Genomic DNA, 21,460 nt, shown 5'->3' on the forward strand with positions numbered 1-21,460 from the left:
GAACGGGTGGACTGGGGCAGAGCGAAGAGTGTGCTGATTTTTTCTTTCTTACTGCTGAATCTTCTGCTTGGCTATCAGCTCTGGTCCAGCATCCGTGAAGGACTGAGCACAAGCGGAGATATGAATGATCTGCCGGTAGATACGATTAGATTGATGCAGGATAAAGGGATCAAGCTGGCACCGGGTACGAGCATTCCTTCGGAGACACCGGAGCTTGGTGATCTAACTTTTCGGTCGAAGACGAAGCTTGGTCAAGGTGAGATTATTAAGCTGAAGCAGCCGGTAGAGACGAAAATCGTCTTCAATGCGGGTGAATTGCTAGCAGGCTTGAGTGCTGTTATTCCTGATCTAAATCTGTATGCATTCGACTCTGCTTATGTTCCTGATCTAAGCAAGTTTAAGCTTGATGCCGCTTATGAAGGGGTGTACATTCTCTATCGAACGAACAAGCAGAAGCCCATCTTTGATGTGAAGCTGGAGCTGTATTATAACAATCAGAAGATTGTTGCTTATCGGCAGGATGTGATCGAGTTTGTCAATTCACAGGGTTCGCCGTTACAGTCTGTGCTCCCGTCAGTAAGTATTTTGCAACGACTGGTTGAGGGGCAGTATCTGAAGAACGGTGCTATTATTAAAGATATTAAGCTTGGGTATCATGGGCCCAATTTTGCTAATTCAGAGACGCAGGTGTCTGCTCCTTCTTGGCGTGTCATGCTCGAGGATGGCGGTATTTATTACGTAAATGCGATCAGCGGAGAAGTCGTGACAGAGTAAGTTGGAGTGTTCGTGTAGGAAAGATACTGATTCACCCTTATGGGAGGGGGAATCAGTATCTTCTTACGGGCAGGGGAAAGGACAGGTTTGAAGGAACATGGGACTGCGATTTACGGTATTAGCCAGTGGGTCGACGGGGAATGCGACGATCGTGCAGAGTGATAGCGCGACGGTACTGGTAGATGTAGGGTTAAGCGCGAAGAAACTTGAAGAGCTCATGCGCGAACGAGGAGTGGCAGGCCATCATGTGGATGCCATCGTCGTTACGCATGAGCATTCGGATCATATTAAAGGCTTAGGAGCCTTTGCACGGAAGTTCGATCTGCCGATCTATGCGAATGAAGCCACGTGGGGCGCACTTGAACGTCATGTCGGGACAATCGCTCCAGAGAAGCGGGTCATCATGGAGACCGGTGAGGAGCTTACGTTTGGCTCACTGCGGACAACCTCTTATGCGATCTCGCATGATGCGGCTGAGCCGGTTGGGTATGTTTTCGACGAAGATGGCGTGAAGCTTAGCTTGGCTACCGATCTTGGTTATGTAAGCGATAAGGTAAGGCGGATGATTGAGGATTCGGATGTCCTTGTACTGGAGTCCAATCATGATGTAGAGATGCTGCGTATGGGACGGTATCCATGGAATATTAAGCGGCGGATACTGAGCGACATCGGGCATTTATCTAATGAAGCGGCAGGCGAAGCGTTATGCCAGCTGCTGACGGATCGCACGAAGCGAGTCTATCTGGCTCATTTGAGCCTTGATCATAATCAAATGGATTTGGCCAAGCTTACGGTGAATAGCATATTAGAGAGCAACGGATTTTTCTTTAAAAAGGACGAGTTTCCACTAAGGGAGACTTATCATGATCGGCCTACCCCATGGGATGAAGTGAAGCGACGATAAGGTCATCGAGCTCCGTATCGAGTGCAGCGGTTTTCAACTCTAGCTCTTGACGGGTAATAAGACCTTTATCAATCAGCAGCTCCGTGACTGCACTTAAGGTCAGCAGGATACGATAGTGATCCTCCTTAAGATCGGCTAGCTTAGCTACAAGATTCAAATGATCACGTACAGAGGATGCTTGTTGAGACATCATTCATTCGCTCCTTTTTCCTAATTGGGATTCAAAAATAAAGTCGGTAGACAGACCATTTAGCCACCTATAGAGCTTCCATTCGTGCTATAGTTATTAGCGAGCTAGTTGTACGTTTGTGTAAGGTTTATGCAAGAATTCGAGAATGTGGTGACTCTCTCATTCGGTGACTCTAGTCTCTATTACTATTGTAGACAATTCTTCCGATATCATTCCTAGATTTGTAAAAAAAACTATCTTGATGGGTGGACATCGAGAGGAGAGATTATAGATGAGCTTGTTCGATGACGATTTCTATTCTACGCGCGTATCTCGTCGTACCCGGTTCGAAAATCGTGCCGGAAAGCAGGTTTCCTTCGGGAGAAAGAGCGGACGAGGCTGGACCTCTACCCGTATAGCGTTAACATCGTCAGTGGCAAGCTCACTCGCGGCGATGCTGGTCTTCGGCCTTATCACTGGATTTCATCCAGGCGGTTCCCAGACCACAGCAGCTAGTCCTGCCATTCATACTTCGGTGCAATCGGGTGATCCACTGGAAAAAACGATCTCTGCAGCGGCTAAGGTGAGACCAGCGGTCGTGAGCATTATTAATGAGCAAGCAGTGTCTACTGGAACGGATGCAGGCTCTGACTCGGCTAAAGCTGGTGATGGTTCGGGATTGCAGGAAGCCGCACTTGGCTCGGGGTTTATTTTCGAGAAGGTGAAAGGCAAAGCGCTTATCATTACGAATAATCATGTTATCGCGGATGCGGTAGCGGTTAAAGCGGTTCTGAGCAATGGTGAGACTCGTGATGCGAAGATTATAGGTTCGGATGCGATTACGGATCTGGCTGTTCTGGAGATTGACGACAAAGGCATTGACACGGTGGTGAGCTTTGGCGAGTCGGATAATCTTCGTGCTGGACAATGGGTAATGGCGATCGGGAATCCCCTTGGCCTTAGCGACTCCTTATCGATGGGCATTGTGAGTAAGACAAAACGAATTATTCCGGTATCGCTTAGCCAAGATGGCGTATACGACTGGGAGCAAGAGGTTATTCAGATTGATGCTTCCATTAATCAAGGCAACAGCGGCGGTCCATTGATTGATCTGGACGGCAATGTAGTTGGGATTAATAGTATGAAGGTTGCCGAGTACGGCGTTGAGGGTGTTGGGTTTGCTATCCCTTCTCATATTGCGATGCCAATCATACAGAGCTTGCTGGAATATGGCAAAGTAAAGCGTCCTTATCTAGGTGTCTATACGATGGATCTGGATCAGTACTTAGCCCAGCAGGCTGCAGGAGCTAAGGGTGGAACCAATCCTTCAGGCGATGCAGCGACTGGTGATAAGGGTTCGACGGATGGAACGACCGGCGATAAGTCGGATTCTTCGGGTTCAGGGGATGGCACAGCAGCTAGTGGCGATGACTTGGTGCCGCCGCACGGAGATTTGAAGCTGCCCGATGACGTCCATCAAGGTGTTATCGTCCTACAGGCAACTGGACCAGCCGATGAAGCGGGTCTGAAATTCAACGATATTATCGTGAAGCTGGATAAGCAGCCGATCAGCAGTACGATGGATCTTCGCAAGTACTTATACGGGAAGAAACAGATTGGCGATGACATCGAAGTTACCTTTTACCGGGATGGGAAGAAGGAGACGACTTCGTTCACGCTGGGTGAGAAGAAGGACGATTAGGTTGGATAGATGTGCAGCCGTGTAAAGCGAAGGATCGTGTGTGAGAAGAAGGCTGAAGAGAGCCGATGAATAGAGCTGAAAAGAGCTGAAAAGAGCTATAAAGAGCTATAAAGAGCTATAAAGAGCTATAAAGAGCTATAAAGAGCCATAAAGAGCGGTAAAGCTTGGGATGGATTCTAGAAGAATAGCGTGTTTAAGCGGGACGCTAAAATGGAAGACTAAGAGATAGGAGCGAAGTGGATCAGCTCTATGTAGAAGGCCTGTGCGTGAGCGGCGGGTTATGCTGCAGAGTTGGTCCCTTTCGTGTGTTTGGCCGGATGACGAAGGGGCATGGACAAAGCCTTGCATGACCGAATTCGATGACAGTTGGGGGAATTGGACAGATGTATTGTGTATGTAAAGAACATGTAGAGCTGGCGATTGATAAGTTCGTAGATGATTATGAGGATGCGCCGGATATCGTAAGCTTGATTACGACGAAGTTCACGGATTGGGAAGCGCCGGCGACCTGCGATATGTGCAGCAACATTGCCGAGTATTTGGTGGTGTAGCAGATGCTGATTCAGATTGCGGCGGTTGGGAAGCTGAAGGAGAAGTATCTTGTGCTCGGCATCGCCGAATACGCGAAGCGTCTGGGGCCTTACGTGAAGCTCGTGCTCACGGAGGTGCCTGATGAGCGGGCGCCCGAGACGATGAGCGCAGCCGAGGAAGCCATTGTTCGCGAGCGCGAGGGTGAGCGGCTGCTCGCGCAGATTAAGCCGGAAGCGCATGTCGTTGCGCTTGCGTTGGATGGGGAGCTATGGTCAAGCGAGGATCTCGCGGGCCAGCTCGATCGATTAGCCACGTATGGGCGAAGCCACGTGGCTTTTGTTATTGGCGGGAGCAACGGTCTCGCGCCCGCTGTGTTGAAGCGCGCCCAGCAGAAGCTGAGCTTCGGGCGCATGACCTTGCCGCACCAGCTGATGCGGCTGGTGCTGGTGGAGCAGATTTATCGGGCGGTGAAGATAAATCGGGGGGAACCGTATCATAAGTAGGCGAAAGTTTTTCACAGTAGCAGCTTAACGAACACGCTCCTGCTTTAGACCTATCCAAAGTAAGCTTAAATGTAACAAGCAGACTGCCTAATAAGGTAGTCTGCTTGTTACATTTATTGATGTTTTATATGGAATAATCTTGATGTAGAAGTATCAATAATAAAAAAACGTGCTTATAAAATGTTTAGTTAGTGCGGGCATTTGTTATTATTTTCTTAACCTTCTCCAGAGTTTCAGAAAAATCAGTGCCGTCGTTATTCCACACTATAGCATCTGCTACTTGAAGATACTCTTCACTTAATTCGATTTCTTTTGCCCTTAATATCCTTTGTTCTAACTCTTCACTTGTATTATCTCTTATTTGAAGTCTTCTCTCAATACTTTCAATATTTGCACCAATAAAAATTGCAAAGACATTTTGGTGTAGTTGTTTTAGGGAAAGGATCCCAGCAAGGTCTAAAATAATACTATTACATTTGTTTTCAGCTACTAACTTTTCTATGCTTGATTTTAACGTGCCATAAAGTTCATTGTTATACTCAGTCCATTCGATAAAACGGTTGTTCAGAATCTGATTTTGAAATTCGCTATTGTCCATGAAAATGTAATGCGTGCCGTCTATTTCTTTATTTCTTGGAGCGCGAGTTGTCGCCGTAATGATCCTAGGGAGATTACTGCAAGTAATATGCTTTTGAATCTCAGTTTTTCCTGAGCTAGATGGACCATAAAGCGCAAAAATTATTCCCACAAAAAACTCCTCACTTCCTATTATATATGTATGGTATAATTTCTCAGTTAAGTAATTTGAAAATATATAAACAAAATATAGGTAACAGGGGGTAAATATGATTCTTCACAAAGCCCTACAAAATTTATTGTACAATGAATTTGATATTAAGCGAAAGATTGATTCGGAAAATGCAAAGCAACGGGTTTCTGTACGCGATGACTTCGAAAGAGACTATGGTAGAATCATTCATTCAGCTGCCTTCCGTCGATTACAGGCTAAAACACAAGTAATAGCAGTTAGTGAAGGGGATTTTCACAGAACCAGATTAACTCATTCCTTAGAAGTTGCCCAAATTGCGCGTGGAATAGCAACTTCATTAAATGATAAAGATATTTTCTTAAAGGATACAGAGGATAAGATTGATACTTCCCTCGTGGAGGCAGCAGCACTCGCGCATGACTTAGGGCATCCGCCTTTTGGACATCAAGGAGAGCGAGCGCTTAACAAATGCATGAGGAGATTAGATCTTAATTTTGAAGGAAATGCGCATACTTTTCGATTATTAACCCACTTAGAAGGTTCGAGGGGGATTGGACTCGATTTAACTAGGGCATCGTTGCTGTCTATTTTGAAATACCCGGCTGTTATGAAAGACATAAATAATATTAATGTTCTTGATAAGCCACCCAAAAGTAGTGTTTTCGATGAAGATGAGGCTATGTTTAAGTGGGTTATTCATGAATTTACACCAGATGAACAAAAATATCTACTAAAAACGTCAGATACTGAAGATGGAAAACATCTTAAAACTTTAAACAAAACACTAGAGTGTTCAATTATTGAGTTTGCAGACGATATTGCATATGCAACATATGACTTGGAGGATTCTCTGAAATTAAATCTTATTGAGCAAAAGCATCTTCGTGGGGTGCTTGAGAGTCATAAAGGCAAAACTTCAGATAGGATTACCGCGGCAATAGATAGATTTCTCTCAGACAATGATGATGAAAAATATAGAGTCAAACAATTATTCGCTGATCTGGTTTCGGGATTTATCAATGATATAACAGTAGAAGAAAAAATGCCTGGCCTCTCGTCTAAAAGGCTTCGGTTTAAAGCAGTGATGCCCTCGGCTACTATTGGGTTCCTTGAAGATTTGAAGAAGCTTGTATTAGAACATGTTATTATGTCTCAAAGGGTTCAGACCTTTGAATGGCGTGGCGGTAGGATAATAGAGAAATTGTTTGAAGCCATGATAAACGACAAAAAACTACTTCCAGAGGATGAGAAATGCTGGTGGAGTACATCCTCCGACAGCCACAATGCAAGGTTAGTTTGCGACTACATTGCTGGTATGACAGATAACTATGCGCTAAAAATGTACTCAAGGTTATTTGAAGCAACTGGCGGCAAGTTGTTCGACATTTGAATAATAGGCTCTGCCGAGTGTCTGACTTGATAGAGCCTATTAAATTATTTAAAGAGTGATAGTAGCTCAACTCGACGAAACGGTAATTAAATGAAGAGCTTCACAAGGAATAGGCTAATATCAGGGGTAACTATATAATTCTTAGTCAATACTATTTTCGCCGTTTTTTGAGTGATACGGTGAGCCTTATCATAAGTAAAGGCGAAAATTATTTTTGGTAGTGGAATGCTTTGATGGTTTTCTCGAATGAAAACGTAGCACCCTTGCTGAGGGTATTGGATTTGCAGGGAGACATTTTCCTGAAATGTTAAAGTGAATTTTCAGCTTAAGCCGCCAACACCTATTGGCGGCTTTTCATATATTCCAATTAAAATGAAGATTCTTCGCCGATATCCTCGTTAAGCTGAAAAGTAACACATATGATCTCGATTTACGTGTGATAGACATGTCTATAAATAAACCACAAGTTTTTTGTCACCAAATTGAACCTTTCTAGGCAATAGATCCAATATCGATTGTAAGACCTGAATGGAGGCTAGCCCTATGAAGGAAATAGATTTAAACCCTTGCCTTATCCGGATATGCCGCGATGGTTTCCTAGCAAACAGAACCCGTTCTTCCCCTCAAAAATCAGAGAGGAGACGATTGGAAAACCGCGAGACTGGAAAGGACAAAAAACTTGGAAATCCCCGCATTTTGTAAGGATACCATTTGGAGGGTCGCAAAAAGTTTAGAAAAACGAGACGGTTCAGACATGGAATGTTGTTGCGACATAAAGTTACACACTTTTTTGTTGTTTGTATATATTAGTGCGCGGTCTTAGTTGGCAGCGGACCACTTTTGTATTGAATTAGTGGTGCTAACCATACCATGCCTGTTCCCGATAAACATTGACCAGCCCCTCGCCTGAAGCCGCAGAGCCCATTCGGGTTTTTCCGGATTTCTCGACGGTGAAGTCCAGTGAATTCGACCACATTAACGCAAAGTTTCCATCGACCTTCAGCACATCATTCTGCAAGTCGACTACGACAGCTTCTTCGACAGGAATGGGCGCTTCCAGTGCTAGGATGCCTTTCCCTTTGGCACTTAGATTAAAAAGGCCTTCACCACCGAGTACGGCAGAGGAGATGCTCTTACGCGCAGTGACTGCGATGTCCAGCGTCGTCTCGCAAGCTAAGAACATGCCATCATCAAGTACAATATGGTCGTTGTCAACATCAATTAACCATAGATATTTATAGGTGGTTTCCAGCAAAATCGTTCCGGTACCTTTGTAGAGAGGTTTGATTGCACTGGTCCCGGTCACCGCACTGGATACCAGATTTCTCATCAAACCACCAACACCTTTAACACCTGAGGTCATTTCAATATTACCAATCATATACTGCATGGCACCTGCGCCCAGCATAACCTCACTGTTGTTTAGTTCGATCATAAGCTGCTTATTGCGCATGTTGCTCTTACTCATGAAGAAGTTTGATTGTGCCTCCGACAATGTTGTACTGCTTAAATCCTCCTTATACTCGATTACCGTAAATCCGCCAAGTTGTTCCTTAATCACAACATTATCGTTATCTTTCAGATTACTTATCGTGAAAGCCATAATGATACACTCCTCTTGTGGCAGTTATTATCGTAAAGATGTAAAAAAATCCCTTCAAGACATAGGAATTCGACAAGAAAGGTCGATATCCTTGCTTTTGTTGTTACATCCCATAAAGAATATGCATCGTCTGCATTCGATGTTTATGCCTATGACTACATCGTGAAGCCCATTGAGCCGGATAGACTTTACAAAACCGTGCAAAGAGTTATTTCTGAAAAACTTTAGACAAGGATAACCTTATTTGTTGGGAGAAGGTTCTGAGGATGTTTACGGGAACGGTGCTTAGTCTCGCACTATGAATATAACATGAAAGTACAACAGACGAAGAAGTTGCACATAGCCAGAAATAGTCCCTGACTTGAAAAGGATAGGGACTATTAAATAGGGTTCCAGCTATTCTACATCCGCTCCAATAATTGAATGGTACATGTAACATTGGATTTCGTCTCAACCTATGTCAAATATTCTGCTTACTATGGTTATTCGGAATGACAAATGAAACGGTTGTTCCTTGATTAGGCTTACTGAAAATAGACAAGCCTTGACCGTATAATTGTGTCAATCGTCGATTCGTATTGGAAAGTCCAATTCCGCCCTTTCCCTTCATTGTTGGACTCAACAGTTGAATTACCTTTTCTTGTTCCATACCCTTGCCATTATCTTTTACTTCAATAAGCGTGGAGCTATCCTGGCGAGTAATCCGAATATGAACCGTACCGCCTCTGCTCTGACTAAGGAGGCCATGCTTGACAGCATTTTCAATCAGTGGCTGTATGGAAAGCGGAGGAAGAAGCAAGGTGATGTTGGGTTCAACTTCCCATACGATAGACAATCTGTCTTCAAACCGGACTTTTTCAATATATAAATAGGCTTCTGCAAGCTCCAGTTCGTGGGAAAGCTCGACCAGTTCCCCCGTATTTAGAAAATCAAAGCTGATCCGTAAAAAAGATGCAAAAGCATCGCCCAGATTTCGCATCTTTTCCGTGTCTATATGACTAAGTGCCATAATTGAATTAAGCGTATTAAAAAGAAAATGAGGATGAATTTGTGCCTGAAGGTAGGCGGCTTCCATGCGTAAACGATCATTTATGGATTGCTTCAGCGTAGTCAACGCTCTGATTCGATATTTAAGTTCCAGAGCGTCTACAGGCTTGGTCACATAATCGTTGGCTCCCGACGAGAATCCGGTGTAGATGTCAACAGGCTGACTACGCGCGGTCAGCAGCAAGATCGGAAGCTCTGATGCGGAGTAACGCTCCCTTACTTTCTGCGTCAGCTCGTAGCCGGACATGTGTGGCATCATGACATCGGCAATCAGTAGATCCCACTGCCCCGTGCTTAGTAATTCCAACACCTCACGGGCTGAATTGGCTGTTGTGATGTTATATGGCTCCGTCGAGAGGATTCCAACGAGCACATTCAGGTTAACTGGGTCGTCATCAACGGCAAGAATATTCACCTTCCCATCATTCAATAGCGGCGGGATAACTACAGAGGCTGCCAATTCGCCGATTGTGGTGTTCCCAAAAATTAATCCGGCGCGACCTTCATCAGTTCCGTCCCTTATCTGGTGGAGATGAAGAGGGCGCTGCGACAATGGGAGATTCGAAACGTTCGCTAACGGTAGATCAAAACGGAATACGGAGCCCTTACCCAGTTCGGAGCGAACTGTTAATGTACCGCCATGCAATTCTACCAACTGCTTGCAAATGCTTAGACCAAGTCCGATTCCTCTCCCGTCGCTTACGCCATAAGGCCCTTGTTCATAAGGGAGAAACACGCGTGCCTGTGTGTCCTCATTCATGCCGACCCCGGTGTCGGAGACATGGATGTAAGCATGCCCATCCCGCGTCTCGGCGGCAATTGAGACTGTTCCTTCTTCCGTGTATTTGAGGGCGTTATGCAATAAGTTATACAAAATTTGCACGAGTCTTTTCTCATCGGCCATTACCGGCGGCAACGACCCCGCAATATCCATACTCAGTCGGATTGGCTTGCCCACAATCATAAATTTAAGCATGCCGATTACGCCTGGAACGATCGATTGAATCTGTAAGGGCTCCTGCTGCAGAACAATGCGATGCTCCTGGAGACGTGCGACATCAAGAAGATCACCAAGCATATGAGACATGCGGTGACTTATTGTTATAAGCAGTTCCATATCCTTAAGGCTGCTCTCATTCAACTTCTCTTTCTCTTTGGTTACAACGGTCTGAGCGATATTCATAATACCGTGCAGCGGTGTTCGCAGTTCATGTGACGTATTGGCGAGAAATTGATCTTTAAGCTTGTCGGCTTTTTTTAACTGCTCGTTTAGCTTGGCGTTCTCCCTGGAATGACGGAAGTATTTCTTGAACCAATAAGTTGAGAAGCCAATAATGGCTGCAATGATATCGATTGGATAGTAAACGCTGGTAACCCCTCTAAGAGAAATCCATAAACTCCAGAGAAAGCTTGACATAATGCCGGCTGCGGATAGAAGCAAGAAGACGACGTCGTTGTCGGCTTGCTGCCTGAAGATCATTGTTCCTATTGTATAAACAAACCAAGCAATGGGTATTAAATAGAAAAAAAGAAATATCCCTAGATCGACCGATCCATTCACCAGTGGAGCGGTTGCAGTGAGAATGAATCCCGAATAAGAAACGAGTGCTACGGAGTATACGCGCAACCATCCATTCTTTGGAGGTGCCGAAGAGAATCTTCTGAAAACAAGAAGAATAAAAAAGGATTGCCACAGGAGAGAGAGCAGTGTGATCTTCAGCGCCCATGTGTAATTGATCGGCAGCCACAGCAAGAGCAGGTTATCGTGACCGGCCACAACCGATACTCCGACCGCTAGCGTTAACAGAGCGACAATGAACAAAGCCCGTTCTCGAGGATTAAATAAGTAGAGGATACAAGCATACAAACCGTGAAGCAGCAAAATGATAAACGTAACCAGTTGAAATCCGATGGAGTACCAACGCACGTGGTCAATCGCTGCCTGAGAGCCAAAGCGAATGGAGCGCAGGATACCGCCGTTATAAGGATCGTCGAAGTTGGCCACTCGAATAAGCAATACAATCTCTGTCACCCCTTTTGCAGCATAGGAAGCTGTGTAGGAGATATTCTTGGGTTTGTACGTAGTAGCGTTTACGGCAGGTTTGCCGATAGCGCCTTCAGTCAGCCCGTTTATTTCCACGGCAGATGAGGCTTGTATGCCTTGAAGCCAGAATGCGATAGGCTGCTCCAGTGGATCGATTAGAATGCGCAGCCGATACGTTCCGTACCCATAGGAGGAACCCGAACCACTGTTTAGAACGCTGCTCCAGTCTCCCGGAACTTGTATATAACGGGATTGGTTCTCCGCCAACTGCGCATCCTGATGAGAGGCTAGTTTAGCAGGGTAGAATTGCCATTGGCCATCCAAAGGTAATGTGGGAGATTTTTCTAGGTCCCAACCGTGCATGTCGAGTACACCATTGACAGCACTGGGGTGCTCCGATGTGGAAAATACTTCGGACCAAGCCCATCGCAGGCCGAGGAGAACGCTAAGAAATAATAAAATTGTTGCAATATATTTTAGGGTGGTTTTATTTTTTATTCGCATCATCATACAAAAGAAATTCGACATAAATAGCGTTTATTCCTTTATTAGCCTATACTTTCTTCTCAAGGCCGCCCGCCCTTGCCGATGTCCCTAAAGGATATAGCCAATATACGAAATGACCGGAAAAGCTGTTTGCTTTCTCCGGTCATTTGTTACGTTATAATATGTATTTCCAAATAGTCCAAGAAATAAATGCTGATAGCCAAGATATAAATCCGAAAATCATCACGATTTTATTCTCACTCCAGCCATATTTTAAACTAAAGTGATAATGAATAGGAGCCATTCGAAATATTCTTAATTTGGTTTTCTTATAATACCAAACCTGCAAGATGACGGATAATTGCTCCGCTAGAACATAGTAACAAGCAGAAACGAAATACAAAATGCACGAAGTAATGAGGTCTCCATTGGATTGGTTCTCCCTTAACGATATCATTTAGTTATATTATACTTCCATTGAGTGGACAAATATTCCTTGTGCTCGGGAAATGGGAATATGTCATACCCTATTAAAAAGAACATACTATTCCAATATTTTACTAGAATTTAAAATAATCGGCAATGCAAAAAAGCTAAGCTGACAGCGTGTGCCGGTACTCTCGGAGCGCGCTGTTTAAGTTTGGTTTGTCGCGTGTTGTAAGTGTGAGACGCATACTGGGTATGGTTGTCAAGAATAATTCATTGTCATGAAGGGAAATCGGGACCCGCTGTAGAATTTTGTAGAATATCGTTATTATTCAGAATCGTTTGATTCATACAGAGAGGTCAATTTGATAGCACTTACGAGATTGGGGGGCTGCTAATGTTTAAAGAACAAATGAGGTATTCTCGTCTTGCGAATTTAACAAAATGGATAAATACGAATCTAGAATTACGTGAAGTATTGGTTCATGTGACTACGGCAATATCCGAAGAAATCGTCCAATGTGATTCTGTAGGTATCTATCTACCGCAGGAGGATGGGACGTTCAGAGGGTTTGTAGGCAAACCGGAGATCATTAACGGATTGACACTGGATATGCATGTCATTGATACTGAAATGGACTTATTGGCAAAAGAAGTAATTGAAACAAAAAAAACAATCTACATACCTGATACGTCAAAGGATAATCGACCGGATCCCAGAGCTGTTGAAGGATTTCGAATTAAATCTTTATTAGCTCTTCCCATCTCTCTTGAGCAGGAGTTATTTGGTATTGTTTTCTTATTTGATTATGGAATTGCGATGAACTTGACAGAGTCGGAAATTCAAACGGTTGAGGCTTATTTGAACATGGCGGCTGTTGCGATACAAAATGCAAATAATTTAACTCATAAAGAGAACCTCATTGCCGAAAAGCAGCTTTTGCTTGATGTGACTCGCGATTTGGCGATGTGCTCGACGATGCAGGAGAGTCTGGACAAATCCTTCTTTTACTTGGGAAAGATATTGAATAACTATAATATTGCCATTCACTTGTTAGACCCCATCACGAAAAGGGAAATTAGGCCTTCGAAGTTAAGCAAGGATAGTGACTGGACAGAAGAAGACTGGATGAAGACGCATAGTAAGATAACGATAGACGAAAGCAACGATGCCGTGCTTCAAGAGGTCATCAGAACGAAAAAAGCCGTCCTCATTCCGGATGTCTTTGCGGATGAGAGACCTAATCATGATCTTTGCCGTAATTTTGGCATAAACGGCCTTTTTATGCTTCCCTTAGTATCAATGGGCGAGATATTGGGCGTAATACCGGTTGTTAATCTTGAAGAAGGGGATTTGGTATATTCGGTAGCTACGATGCAGCTTGCGCAATCTATCGTGGATGCCACGGCCGCGACATTGTCCAACTTATTATATTTAGAAAAGCAAGAGATTATTATCAAAGAGAGAACATCGGAAATAACGGTAAAAAATAAAGAGCTTGAAAGAGTCGTGACCGAATTGCAACAGCTGAGTAGGGAGAAGGAATTAATTCTCAATTCGGCGGGCGAAGGCATATTTGGATTAGACCTTGACCGTAAGATTACATTTTGCAATCCGGCTGGTGCCTCGATGTTGGGCTATGAAACGAAGGGCGAACTGATCGGACAATCATCTAGCATTATTTTTAACGGGATGGATATGAAGAGTCAGGATTATGCCTCAGCTGCTAGGGATGACGATTGGGATAATTATTATAAGGATGAAAAGTTTTATAGAAAAGATAATTCCAGCTTTCCGGTTGAATTTGTCATCTCCTTCATAAGGGAGGGAGAAGAGACTGTAGGAGAAGTTGTCACATTTAAAGATATAACGCAAAGGAAGCAAATGGAGGCAGAAATCAAATACCATGCTTATTTTGATAGTTTAACCGATTTGCCTAATCGGGTTCTTTTGAAAGACAGACTCAATCAAGGATTGACCCAAGCGCAAATAAATGGTGAAAAACTGGCGGTTCTGTACTTGGATTTAGATCGTTTCAAATTCATAAACGATTCTTTAGGACATAGTTTTGGTGATCTTTTGTTACGCGATGTTGCGAAACGGTTGAGTGATTGCGTTCCGAAGGGTGCGACGGTATCAAGGCAGGGTGGAGATGAATTCACGATCTATTTACCCAATATCAAGAGTGAGACCGAAGTATTAAAGGTTGTTCATCTTGTCGTGGACTCATTCTCGGAACCCTTTCAATTATTGGAAAATGAAATCTATATTAAGGCGAGCATTGGCATTAGCCTGTTTCCTGATAATGGCGATACGACCGAAACGTTAATCAAAAACGCGGACACCGCAATGTACAAATCCAAAGAGATTACAGGAAACAGCTACCATTTCTTCAGTCAGGGAATGGATACAAGAACTTTCGAAACCGTTAAACTTGAAAATGCTTTATATAAAGCTTTGGATAAAGATGAACTGGTAATCCATTATCAGCCTCAAATTAACTATAAAACGAAACAAATCGTAGGAGTAGAGGCTTTACTAAGATGGAATCATCCGAAAAAAGGCATGATAGCGCCGGATCAATTTATTTCGATTGCGGAAGAAACAGCTTTAATCGTACCTATAGGTGAATGGGTTCTTAAAGAGTCATGTAGGCAGTTAAAGGAATGGCAGGAAAAAGGATACCCATCAATCAGTATGTCGGTTAATTTGTCGGTGCGTCAGTTTGAACAGAATAATTTATTTTCAATGATAAAAAACATCTTAGAGGCAGTAGGCCTTTCACCTGAATGTTTGCATTTGGAGCTTACGGAAAATTTAATTATCAAGAATACGGACTTAACCTTAAAAACGATGAAAGAATTAAAAGGGTTGGGAATCAAAATAGCCATTGATGATTTTGGGACAGGGTATTCATCATTAGGTTACTTGAAAAATTTGCCGATTGATACATTGAAAATTGATAAATCCTTTTTGCAAGATATTACAGAAGATGATGATAATGCAGCAATTACAAACACGATTATTACGTTGGCTCAAAATTTGAATCTTAGTGTCATTGCTGAAGGTGTTGAAACAAGACAACATGTAGAATTTCTATCTGATCGAAACTGTTATTTGATGCAAGGCTATTACTTCAGTCGCCCAATGAAGGCAGAAGATATAGCTGAAAAATATTTTATGATTAACGATCGATTCTAGAATTGGAGGACTTTATCTTGAGAGCAGCCCGTTCAGTATTGAATTTCCTAAAAGAAAATGGCGTTAAGCATATTTTTGGTATCCCGGCAGGTTCTGTTAATGCGTTTTTTGATGAGCTTTATGATATGCCTGAGATAGAACCGATTGTAACAAAGCATGAAGGAGCCGCCTCCTACATGGCAGCTGCCTATGCAAAGTACTCAGGTCAGCTAAGCGTTTGTATCGGCTGCAGCGGACCGGGAGGAACCAATCTAGTCACGGGTGCAGCCAATGCCATGCGTGAGCATTTACCTGTCTTATTTCTGACCGGTGCTGTCCCTGTGAATACAATGGGATTAAACGCTTCCCAAGAATTAGATGCTGCCCCAATCTTCCGTTCCGTTACAAAATATAGCGTCATCGTAAAAGAAGCAAATGATCTACTCCACGAAGTCATTAAAGCAAGTCAAATCGCGGTATCGGGCGTGCCAGGTCCTGTTCACATTGCGATCCCCATTGACGTTCAACACGCCAAAGTCGATAACTTTCAGATACCGGTTCTTCTTGAAAGAAAGTTTATGATTCCTGACCTTGAAACAATAAAAACGGCAGCCAGAGAGTTATCAAAGAGGGAGGATGGCTGCATTCTTGTCGGGCAAGGCGTGAGAGGCTCCGTTGACTCCTTAATCGAGCTGGCAGAAATGCTGAATTGGCCGATCGTCACAACTCCGCAAGCAAAAGGCTATATTCCAGACAATCATCCGCTTCTTGTAGGCATATTTGGTTTTGCGGGTCATAAAGCCGCCTCGGATCTTATTGCTGAAGGTGCCAGCCAAGCCCTGTTGATCGTGGGTTCAAGTTTGGGTGAAACCGCTACGAACAATTATAATACCAATCTTACAAAAGGCCGTTTCACGGTCCAACTTGACTTTGACCAGTCGGTGTTTGATCGGAAATATAAGACGGATATCCCGGTGTTGGGCGATATCCATTTAAGTTTGTTAATGATTATCGAGGAATTAAGAGTTCTGGGGTTATCAAGGGGAAGTGCGAACCTTGTCTTGGGGGAGAATGAACATCCCGTTGAAGATATTGAGGAATATAACACGAGAAATGTCCTGCTAAATATTCAAAAACATTTGCCTTCAACCACTCGATATACGATTGATATTGGAGAATTTATGTCCTATGTCATTCATCACATGAAGGTTCTGACTCCCGATTCCTTTGGTATTAACGTCCATTTCGGAGCAATGGGAAGCGGGATTGGATCGGCAATAGGCTCAAAGTTAGCCGAACCTGATCGCCCTGTCGTATGTATTACAGGGGATGGTTGTTTCTTCATGCACGGGATGGAAATCTTAACGGCGAAGGAGTACCGTTTACCCATTTTATTCATTGTGATGAATAATGCGCGTCTAGGAATGGTCTATCACGGACATTCGTTGCAATTTAAGAGAACAATTCCTTCTTTCGAACAGGAACCGATTAATATTGCTAAGATGGCGGAGGCTATGAGCATACCAAGTTATAGAATTAGCGGTCTCGACGATATCAATCAAGACGTCATAGACAAATTAATGACTTCGAACGGGCCAGCCATTCTAGAGGTAGCTCTAACAGATAACAATACGCCTCCTATGGGCGATCGGGTTAAATTTTTATCGTCCTTTGGGAAATAATCGTACTCTCATAAATGAGAGTACGAATGAGTAATGACTTTTATTATAGCCATGATGGTTTGTCCCTTAAAGGCATCTGGAACAGCGTCGCCAGTAGGGTTGGAGAAATAGTAACTTCCTATTTCCGCGTCATAGTAGTATCCCAATGGGATCAATGCTTGTATTAAATCATTTGGCAGCTCTTCTAAGCCGGTTTGCTCAGAAAAATAGGTTGTCTGAAAAATTTTCACATCTACATCTCCGATTCCGGTATGAACAACGAACAAGTCCTCATCATGCTGAAGCATCCACTGACTTTTCGAATATAAAGAAATTCTTGCCCCTTCTAATGCAGAGAGGGCATCTAAATTAATACCAAAAGTTTGATTGATCATTTTACGAATTTCTGCGCCTGTTACTTTGTCTGCGCACTGCTCCAAGTATGTATGAAGGGCCACTCTCGGTGTTAATGAAAGGACTTCTAAGGTCCCTTCCGTTGCGTTAGATAAAGCAGGGATCGCTTCTAAATCAAATTTGAAAATTTGGTTTACGATAGTGAAAATGTCAGAGCTGCTGATTCCTTTTTCGTAAGAATCAATAAGCTTGTCCATTCCTTCTGCCTTTGTATGCCGTTTCTCTTCCAGTTCTTTGGACATTAATAAGTAAACCCCCATTATAATAAATTTATAACATCTTAAGTTAACATTGAGCTGAGGATACAGAATAATTATACGGTAAATTTAGGAAGAATGCAGCAGGAAGGCTATTGTGAAACAATAAAACTCCAAGCCACTTGTGGACTTGGAGTTTATTCATTTGCACCGTATACGCGGATGCTATAAAGGCAGGTCGCGTTTACGAAATAGAATAATGGCTAGGCTAAATGAAAGCAATCCGATGACCGAGAGAATGATAGAGGAGACACCCAAATCTGCATTTCCGTTTACAATTTCACCTGGCCTATATAAGGAGAAGATGGAGATGTTTCTTAGCCAATTGATTTTTTCGCTGATTTTACCCAATAGATCCAAGCTGAAGAACCCAAATGTAATCAATCCGGAAATGCTGAGCGCCTTCTTCTCGTCATTGGATAGAGAGGACACCAGGAAGGAGATGCCACCAACAGCAAAGAAGAGCAAGAACGCGGTAGCATTCATCTGAATGAATGTGGATGTATCAAATGTATAATCGTCTCCCAGAAACCATGCGTTTCCGACAAACCCGGCGATGGTCGTAACCGCCATGATTACGAATAGTCCAGTTGTCAAAACGCTTGCCTGCGTGAAAGCGACTTTCCCGCGTGTCGTCGGGGTGGACAATAAATAGGCCATGGAGCCTTGATCCACCAATCTGGCCATTAGCTGAGTGGATACCTGGACGCATACGATAGAGAGGATGAGAACCAAAATTAATCCGTAGTATTCCCCCGAAATGAATGCCTCGGCACTGCCAAAGCCATTGAGGCCAAAGGCTTTTCCCACACCTTCCGGCATGGACCCAACCAGCTCATCGATGGCTTTCGTGTTTTTAGCGATACTGGGATATAGCCAAAACATGAGCATGATATAGAACGCAGACCCGAATGCATAGTTCATGAAGCTCTTCATGTACACTTTCATCATCTGTTTATATAAGGTGACATTCATGATATTGTCCCCTTCCGATCATAATAATTCATGAATATATCTTCGAGGTTTTGCGTGAAAATATCGATATTGCGCACCTTGTACTTGGCCGTCTCTTCCACAAACTTATCGTAATTACCCTGAACGGAAACTCTCACCCTAACCCCTTCGTGCGATTCAATAAGCAAACCAGAAGCTATGAATGATTTCGCGTCGGTTTGGTTTTCGAAGGTGACTTCGAAGAGCTTCCGCTGCATGGACTGCAGCTCGTGGATATCCTTAACAGCAATGATGACACCGTCCTTGATTATCGCAGCCCGGTCGCAAGTCCTCTCGATTTCTGAGAAGCTGTGTGATGACATCAGAAACGTTTTCCCTCGCGCCTTCTCCTCCAGCACAATTTCAATAAACACCTTCTGCATAAGGGGGTCGAGACCTGATGTTGGTTCATCCAGAATAATCACATCAGGGTCATGCATGAATGCGGCTACGATCCCGACCTTTTGCTTCATGCCTTTGGACATTTTCCGGATGGGAGTATGAACGTCGAACTGCAGACGGTCGATTAAGCTTGCGCGCTTGGACAGGTCTTTCATTCCCTGCATATCAGCCATGAAATCCAGGAATGTCTTACCTGTCATCCCTTCAAAAAAAGATATTTCTCCAGGCAGATACCCGACGCAGCATTGCGCTTTCCCCTGCTCCTTCCAGGTATCCAGCCCATTTATCTTGACATATCCTTTGTCCGGCTTCATAAAGCCCATGATATGCCGAATCGTCGTAGACTTGCCTGCTCCGTTCGGTCCCAGAAAGCCGAAAACCTCGCCTTCCTTCACCGAAAATGATACATCGAAAATTCCTTTCCCGTTTGAAAATGTCTTTGTTAAATGTTCAACGATCAACATTGTCGCCACCTCCAAGAATGAGGAAATGAAATATTATGATTACTATATTTCATATGTTATAATATACCCGGCCGACAATGTCGTCAACAATTTAATGAAATATATTTATTTGAATAGTTCATTAATTACATAAAATAAACGATGGAGTTAGGGTGAACGGTAATGAATGGTTTTGAGAAAAGAGCCAACCTGATCAAAGAGAAAATCATGAAAACCACCTTGGAAATGCTGCGGACATCGGACCCCAAGAGGATTCGAATCGCCGATATTTCCAAGATGGCTAAAGTTTCGCAGGTTACGATCTATAATTATTTCGGAAGCAAGGAGGCGCTGCTCCGCGAAGTGTTCAAAAACTACTTCGACAAGGCCATCCGCGATTTCGAGGAATATATGAATGAAGGGCATTCGTTAAAGGAAAAGATTGAGCATATCATTTTTCTGAAGAAAGAATCCTATAAGGATTTCCCACCGGGTCTTATTAAAGAACTATTAATGGAAGATAATGAACTATCCCGTTATATCGAAGAGCAGTACAGGGAGAGAACGATCCCATTGACCGTTCGGATTATTAAGGAAGGTAAAGACAGCGGCGAAATATCGGACGATGTCTCCACCCAGAACGTCTTAGCCTTTATTCAACTGTATATGAATCAGTATGAAACGATACTGGAAATGGCCCAGAAAAGCGAGGACATGAATAACTTTCTCGAAGGAATGGCCCATATGTTCTTTTACGGTGTTTGCGGGAAAAGGTAAATTGCTTATGCAAACTGAAGATAGACAATTTAGCGGTTACTTTGGTGGACTTCTTGCTTCCCGGATCTTTTCGCATGGAGAAAATTGGCTCCGACAACGCCCGTAACAATCATGACTGCACCCAATAGATGAAAGTACTCAAGCTGCTCCTTCAGAAATAAAACCCCGGCAAAAATAGTAACTAAAGTGGATAAATTGTTGAACGCGCTCATCCTGGAGGCACCCAAACGCGACAAGGCAAAGTTAGATAATAAGAGAGAGATCAAGGACGCAACTATACCCAAGTACAGTATAGACAGCACAAATGTTGGACTCCTAAAAGGTTCGAAGTATAGGTTAAGCGTTCCTTTCGAAACGTGAGCGATAACAGCCATGCCGTTGAAGGCCAGAAAGCCGATGGCGGTAACCACATACGTTAAATCTTTATAGTTGAATTTTCGCATCATTTTTCTGGCTAGAACGCTGTATCCGGCCAAGGAAAGGACCGACAACAGAATCAAAATCGTTCCTACGGTATGATTCGCCTCCAGTCGGTTCCCTTTCATGATGAAAATGAAGAGTACACCCGCTACCGATAATAAAATGGAGGCTTTCTGCCATGGACTGGCGTATTCTTTCAAAAAATAAGCCGCTAAAACCATTGTAAAGATAGGGGCTGTGGCTTGAAGAATCGCGGCTTCAGAAGAGGACGTATAGACCAAGCCGAAAGTTTGAAGCCCAAAAAATAGGGTCGGGTATAATAAAGCCAGTGGCAGCATGGTCACTATATCTTTGATACTAAAGCTTAATCGAACCCATCCGCACAAGATTGGAATTGAAGCAGCCACGAAAGAGACGGTAAATCGGTGCGCCAATATGTCCAAAGGACTTGCATGCGTGAGCGTCAATTTAACAAAAATAAAGGCAAAGCCAATGATGATGGCATATAGCACGGCGGCCATATAGGCATTAGTCTTTTGTTTATTTTCCATAGTCACAGTCCCC

General features: G+C 43.5%; 17 protein-coding genes and 1 pseudogene. 9 read left to right on the plus strand and 9 right to left on the minus strand.

All coding sequences use genetic code 11. The features are described from left to right. Positions 1–6: 6 nt before the first annotated feature. Both yycI and EKN16_RS23630 read left to right on the plus strand, forming a co-directional pair. Positions 7–774, plus strand: a complete 768-nt coding sequence (gene yycI / locus EKN16_RS23625) for a two-component system regulatory protein YycI (RefSeq protein ID WP_125662938.1) — start codon at positions 7–9, stop codon at positions 772–774. Positions 775–871: 97 nt separating this feature from the next. Next, positions 872–1,678 (plus strand): MBL fold metallo-hydrolase, encoded by an 807-nt coding sequence (locus EKN16_RS23630; RefSeq protein ID WP_125662940.1) that lies wholly within the window; start codon positions 872–874, stop codon positions 1,676–1,678. Here the strand turns inward: EKN16_RS23630 and EKN16_RS23635 are convergent. Further along, complete coding sequence (locus EKN16_RS23635) at positions 1,647–1,868, minus strand: hypothetical protein (RefSeq protein WP_125666593.1); 222 nt, start codon at positions 1,866–1,868, stop codon at positions 1,647–1,649. The genes EKN16_RS23630 and EKN16_RS23635 overlap by 32 nt on opposite strands. Before the next feature lie 271 nt (positions 1,869–2,139). Between EKN16_RS23635 and EKN16_RS23640 the strand changes: the two genes are divergently transcribed. From EKN16_RS23640 to rlmH, 3 genes are all read left to right on the plus strand, one after another. Then, on the plus strand, positions 2,140–3,549 hold the full coding sequence (locus tag EKN16_RS23640) for a S1C family serine protease (RefSeq protein WP_125662942.1): 1,410 nt from the start codon (positions 2,140–2,142) through the stop codon (positions 3,547–3,549). Between the two features lie 383 nt (positions 3,550–3,932). Then, positions 3,933–4,100, plus strand: a complete 168-nt coding sequence (locus tag EKN16_RS23645) for a CxxH/CxxC protein (RefSeq protein ID WP_125666595.1) — start codon at positions 3,933–3,935, stop codon at positions 4,098–4,100. A gap of 3 nt (positions 4,101–4,103) precedes the next feature. Beyond that, positions 4,104–4,583: a 23S rRNA (pseudouridine(1915)-N(3))-methyltransferase RlmH gene (rlmH, locus tag EKN16_RS23650; protein ID WP_125662944.1), complete on the plus strand. Its 480-nt coding sequence runs from the start codon at positions 4,104–4,106 to the stop codon at positions 4,581–4,583. A gap of 184 nt (positions 4,584–4,767) precedes the next feature. On the opposite strand, the gene EKN16_RS23655 is transcribed toward rlmH, so the two are convergent. Next, positions 4,768–5,331: a guanylate kinase gene (locus tag EKN16_RS23655; RefSeq protein ID WP_164522963.1), complete on the minus strand. Its 564-nt coding sequence runs from the start codon at positions 5,329–5,331 to the stop codon at positions 4,768–4,770. A gap of 97 nt (positions 5,332–5,428) precedes the next feature. Between EKN16_RS23655 and EKN16_RS23660 the strand changes: the two genes are divergently transcribed. Continuing rightward, positions 5,429–6,742 (plus strand): anti-phage deoxyguanosine triphosphatase, encoded by a 1,314-nt coding sequence (locus EKN16_RS23660; protein ID WP_125662948.1) that lies wholly within the window; start codon positions 5,429–5,431, stop codon positions 6,740–6,742. Between the two features lie 859 nt (positions 6,743–7,601). Here EKN16_RS23660 and EKN16_RS23665 read toward each other — a convergent pair. From EKN16_RS23665 to EKN16_RS33210, 3 genes and pseudogenes are all read right to left on the minus strand, one after another. After that, entirely contained in the window at positions 7,602–8,345 is a 744-nt protein-coding gene (locus EKN16_RS23665; RefSeq protein WP_125662950.1) for an AIM24 family protein, read from the minus strand. 460 nt (positions 8,346–8,805) lie between these two features. Next, positions 8,806–11,964 (minus strand): hybrid sensor histidine kinase/response regulator, encoded by a 3,159-nt coding sequence (locus EKN16_RS23675; protein WP_125662952.1) that lies wholly within the window; start codon positions 11,962–11,964, stop codon positions 8,806–8,808. A gap of 133 nt (positions 11,965–12,097) precedes the next feature. Then, a pseudogene (locus EKN16_RS33210) lies at positions 12,098–12,295 on the minus strand (phospho-N-acetylmuramoyl-pentapeptide-transferase); the annotation flags it as partial. Between the two features lie 450 nt (positions 12,296–12,745). Between EKN16_RS33210 and EKN16_RS23685 the strand changes: the two are divergent. Next, the gene (locus EKN16_RS23685) at positions 12,746–15,550 is read left to right on the plus strand and encodes a bifunctional diguanylate cyclase/phosphodiesterase (RefSeq protein ID WP_125662954.1); all 2,805 of its coding nucleotides are present in this window, start codon (positions 12,746–12,748) and stop codon (positions 15,548–15,550) included. Between the two features lie 17 nt (positions 15,551–15,567). After that, positions 15,568–17,211, plus strand: coding sequence for a thiamine pyrophosphate-binding protein (locus EKN16_RS23690; protein ID WP_125662956.1), 1,644 nt, complete (start codon positions 15,568–15,570; stop codon positions 17,209–17,211). Positions 17,212–17,219: 8 nt separating this feature from the next. Here the strand turns inward: EKN16_RS23690 and EKN16_RS23695 are convergent, their stop codons facing one another. The 3 genes from EKN16_RS23695 to EKN16_RS23705 form a co-directional block, all read right to left on the minus strand. Further along, entirely contained in the window at positions 17,220–17,846 is a 627-nt protein-coding gene (locus EKN16_RS23695; RefSeq protein WP_125662958.1) for a hypothetical protein, read from the minus strand. Between the two features lie 180 nt (positions 17,847–18,026). Beyond that, positions 18,027–18,836 carry an ABC transporter permease subunit gene (locus tag EKN16_RS23700; protein WP_125662960.1) on the minus strand — a complete coding sequence of 270 codons (810 nt, stop codon included), beginning with the start codon at positions 18,834–18,836 and terminating at the stop codon, positions 18,027–18,029. Next, a complete protein-coding gene (locus EKN16_RS23705; protein ID WP_125662962.1) occupies positions 18,833–19,720 on the minus strand; it encodes an ABC transporter ATP-binding protein in 888 nt (295 codons plus the stop codon). The genes EKN16_RS23700 and EKN16_RS23705 overlap by 4 nt, the downstream gene beginning before the upstream one ends. A 162-nt stretch (positions 19,721–19,882) precedes the next feature. Here EKN16_RS23705 and EKN16_RS23710 point away from each other — a divergent pair, with 162 nt between their 5' ends. Further along, positions 19,883–20,476, plus strand: coding sequence for a TetR/AcrR family transcriptional regulator (locus tag EKN16_RS23710; protein WP_125662964.1), 594 nt, complete (start codon positions 19,883–19,885; stop codon positions 20,474–20,476). Between the two features lie 29 nt (positions 20,477–20,505). Here the strand turns inward: EKN16_RS23710 and EKN16_RS23715 are convergent, their stop codons facing one another. Continuing rightward, the gene (locus EKN16_RS23715) at positions 20,506–21,447 is read right to left on the minus strand and encodes a DMT family transporter (RefSeq protein ID WP_125662966.1); all 942 of its coding nucleotides are present in this window, start codon (positions 21,445–21,447) and stop codon (positions 20,506–20,508) included. Between the last annotated feature and the right edge of the window lie 13 nt (positions 21,448–21,460).

It is taken from the genome of Paenibacillus baekrokdamisoli, assembly GCF_003945345.1.
GTDB lineage: Bacteria > Bacillota > Bacilli > Paenibacillales > Paenibacillaceae > Paenibacillus_Z > Paenibacillus_Z baekrokdamisoli.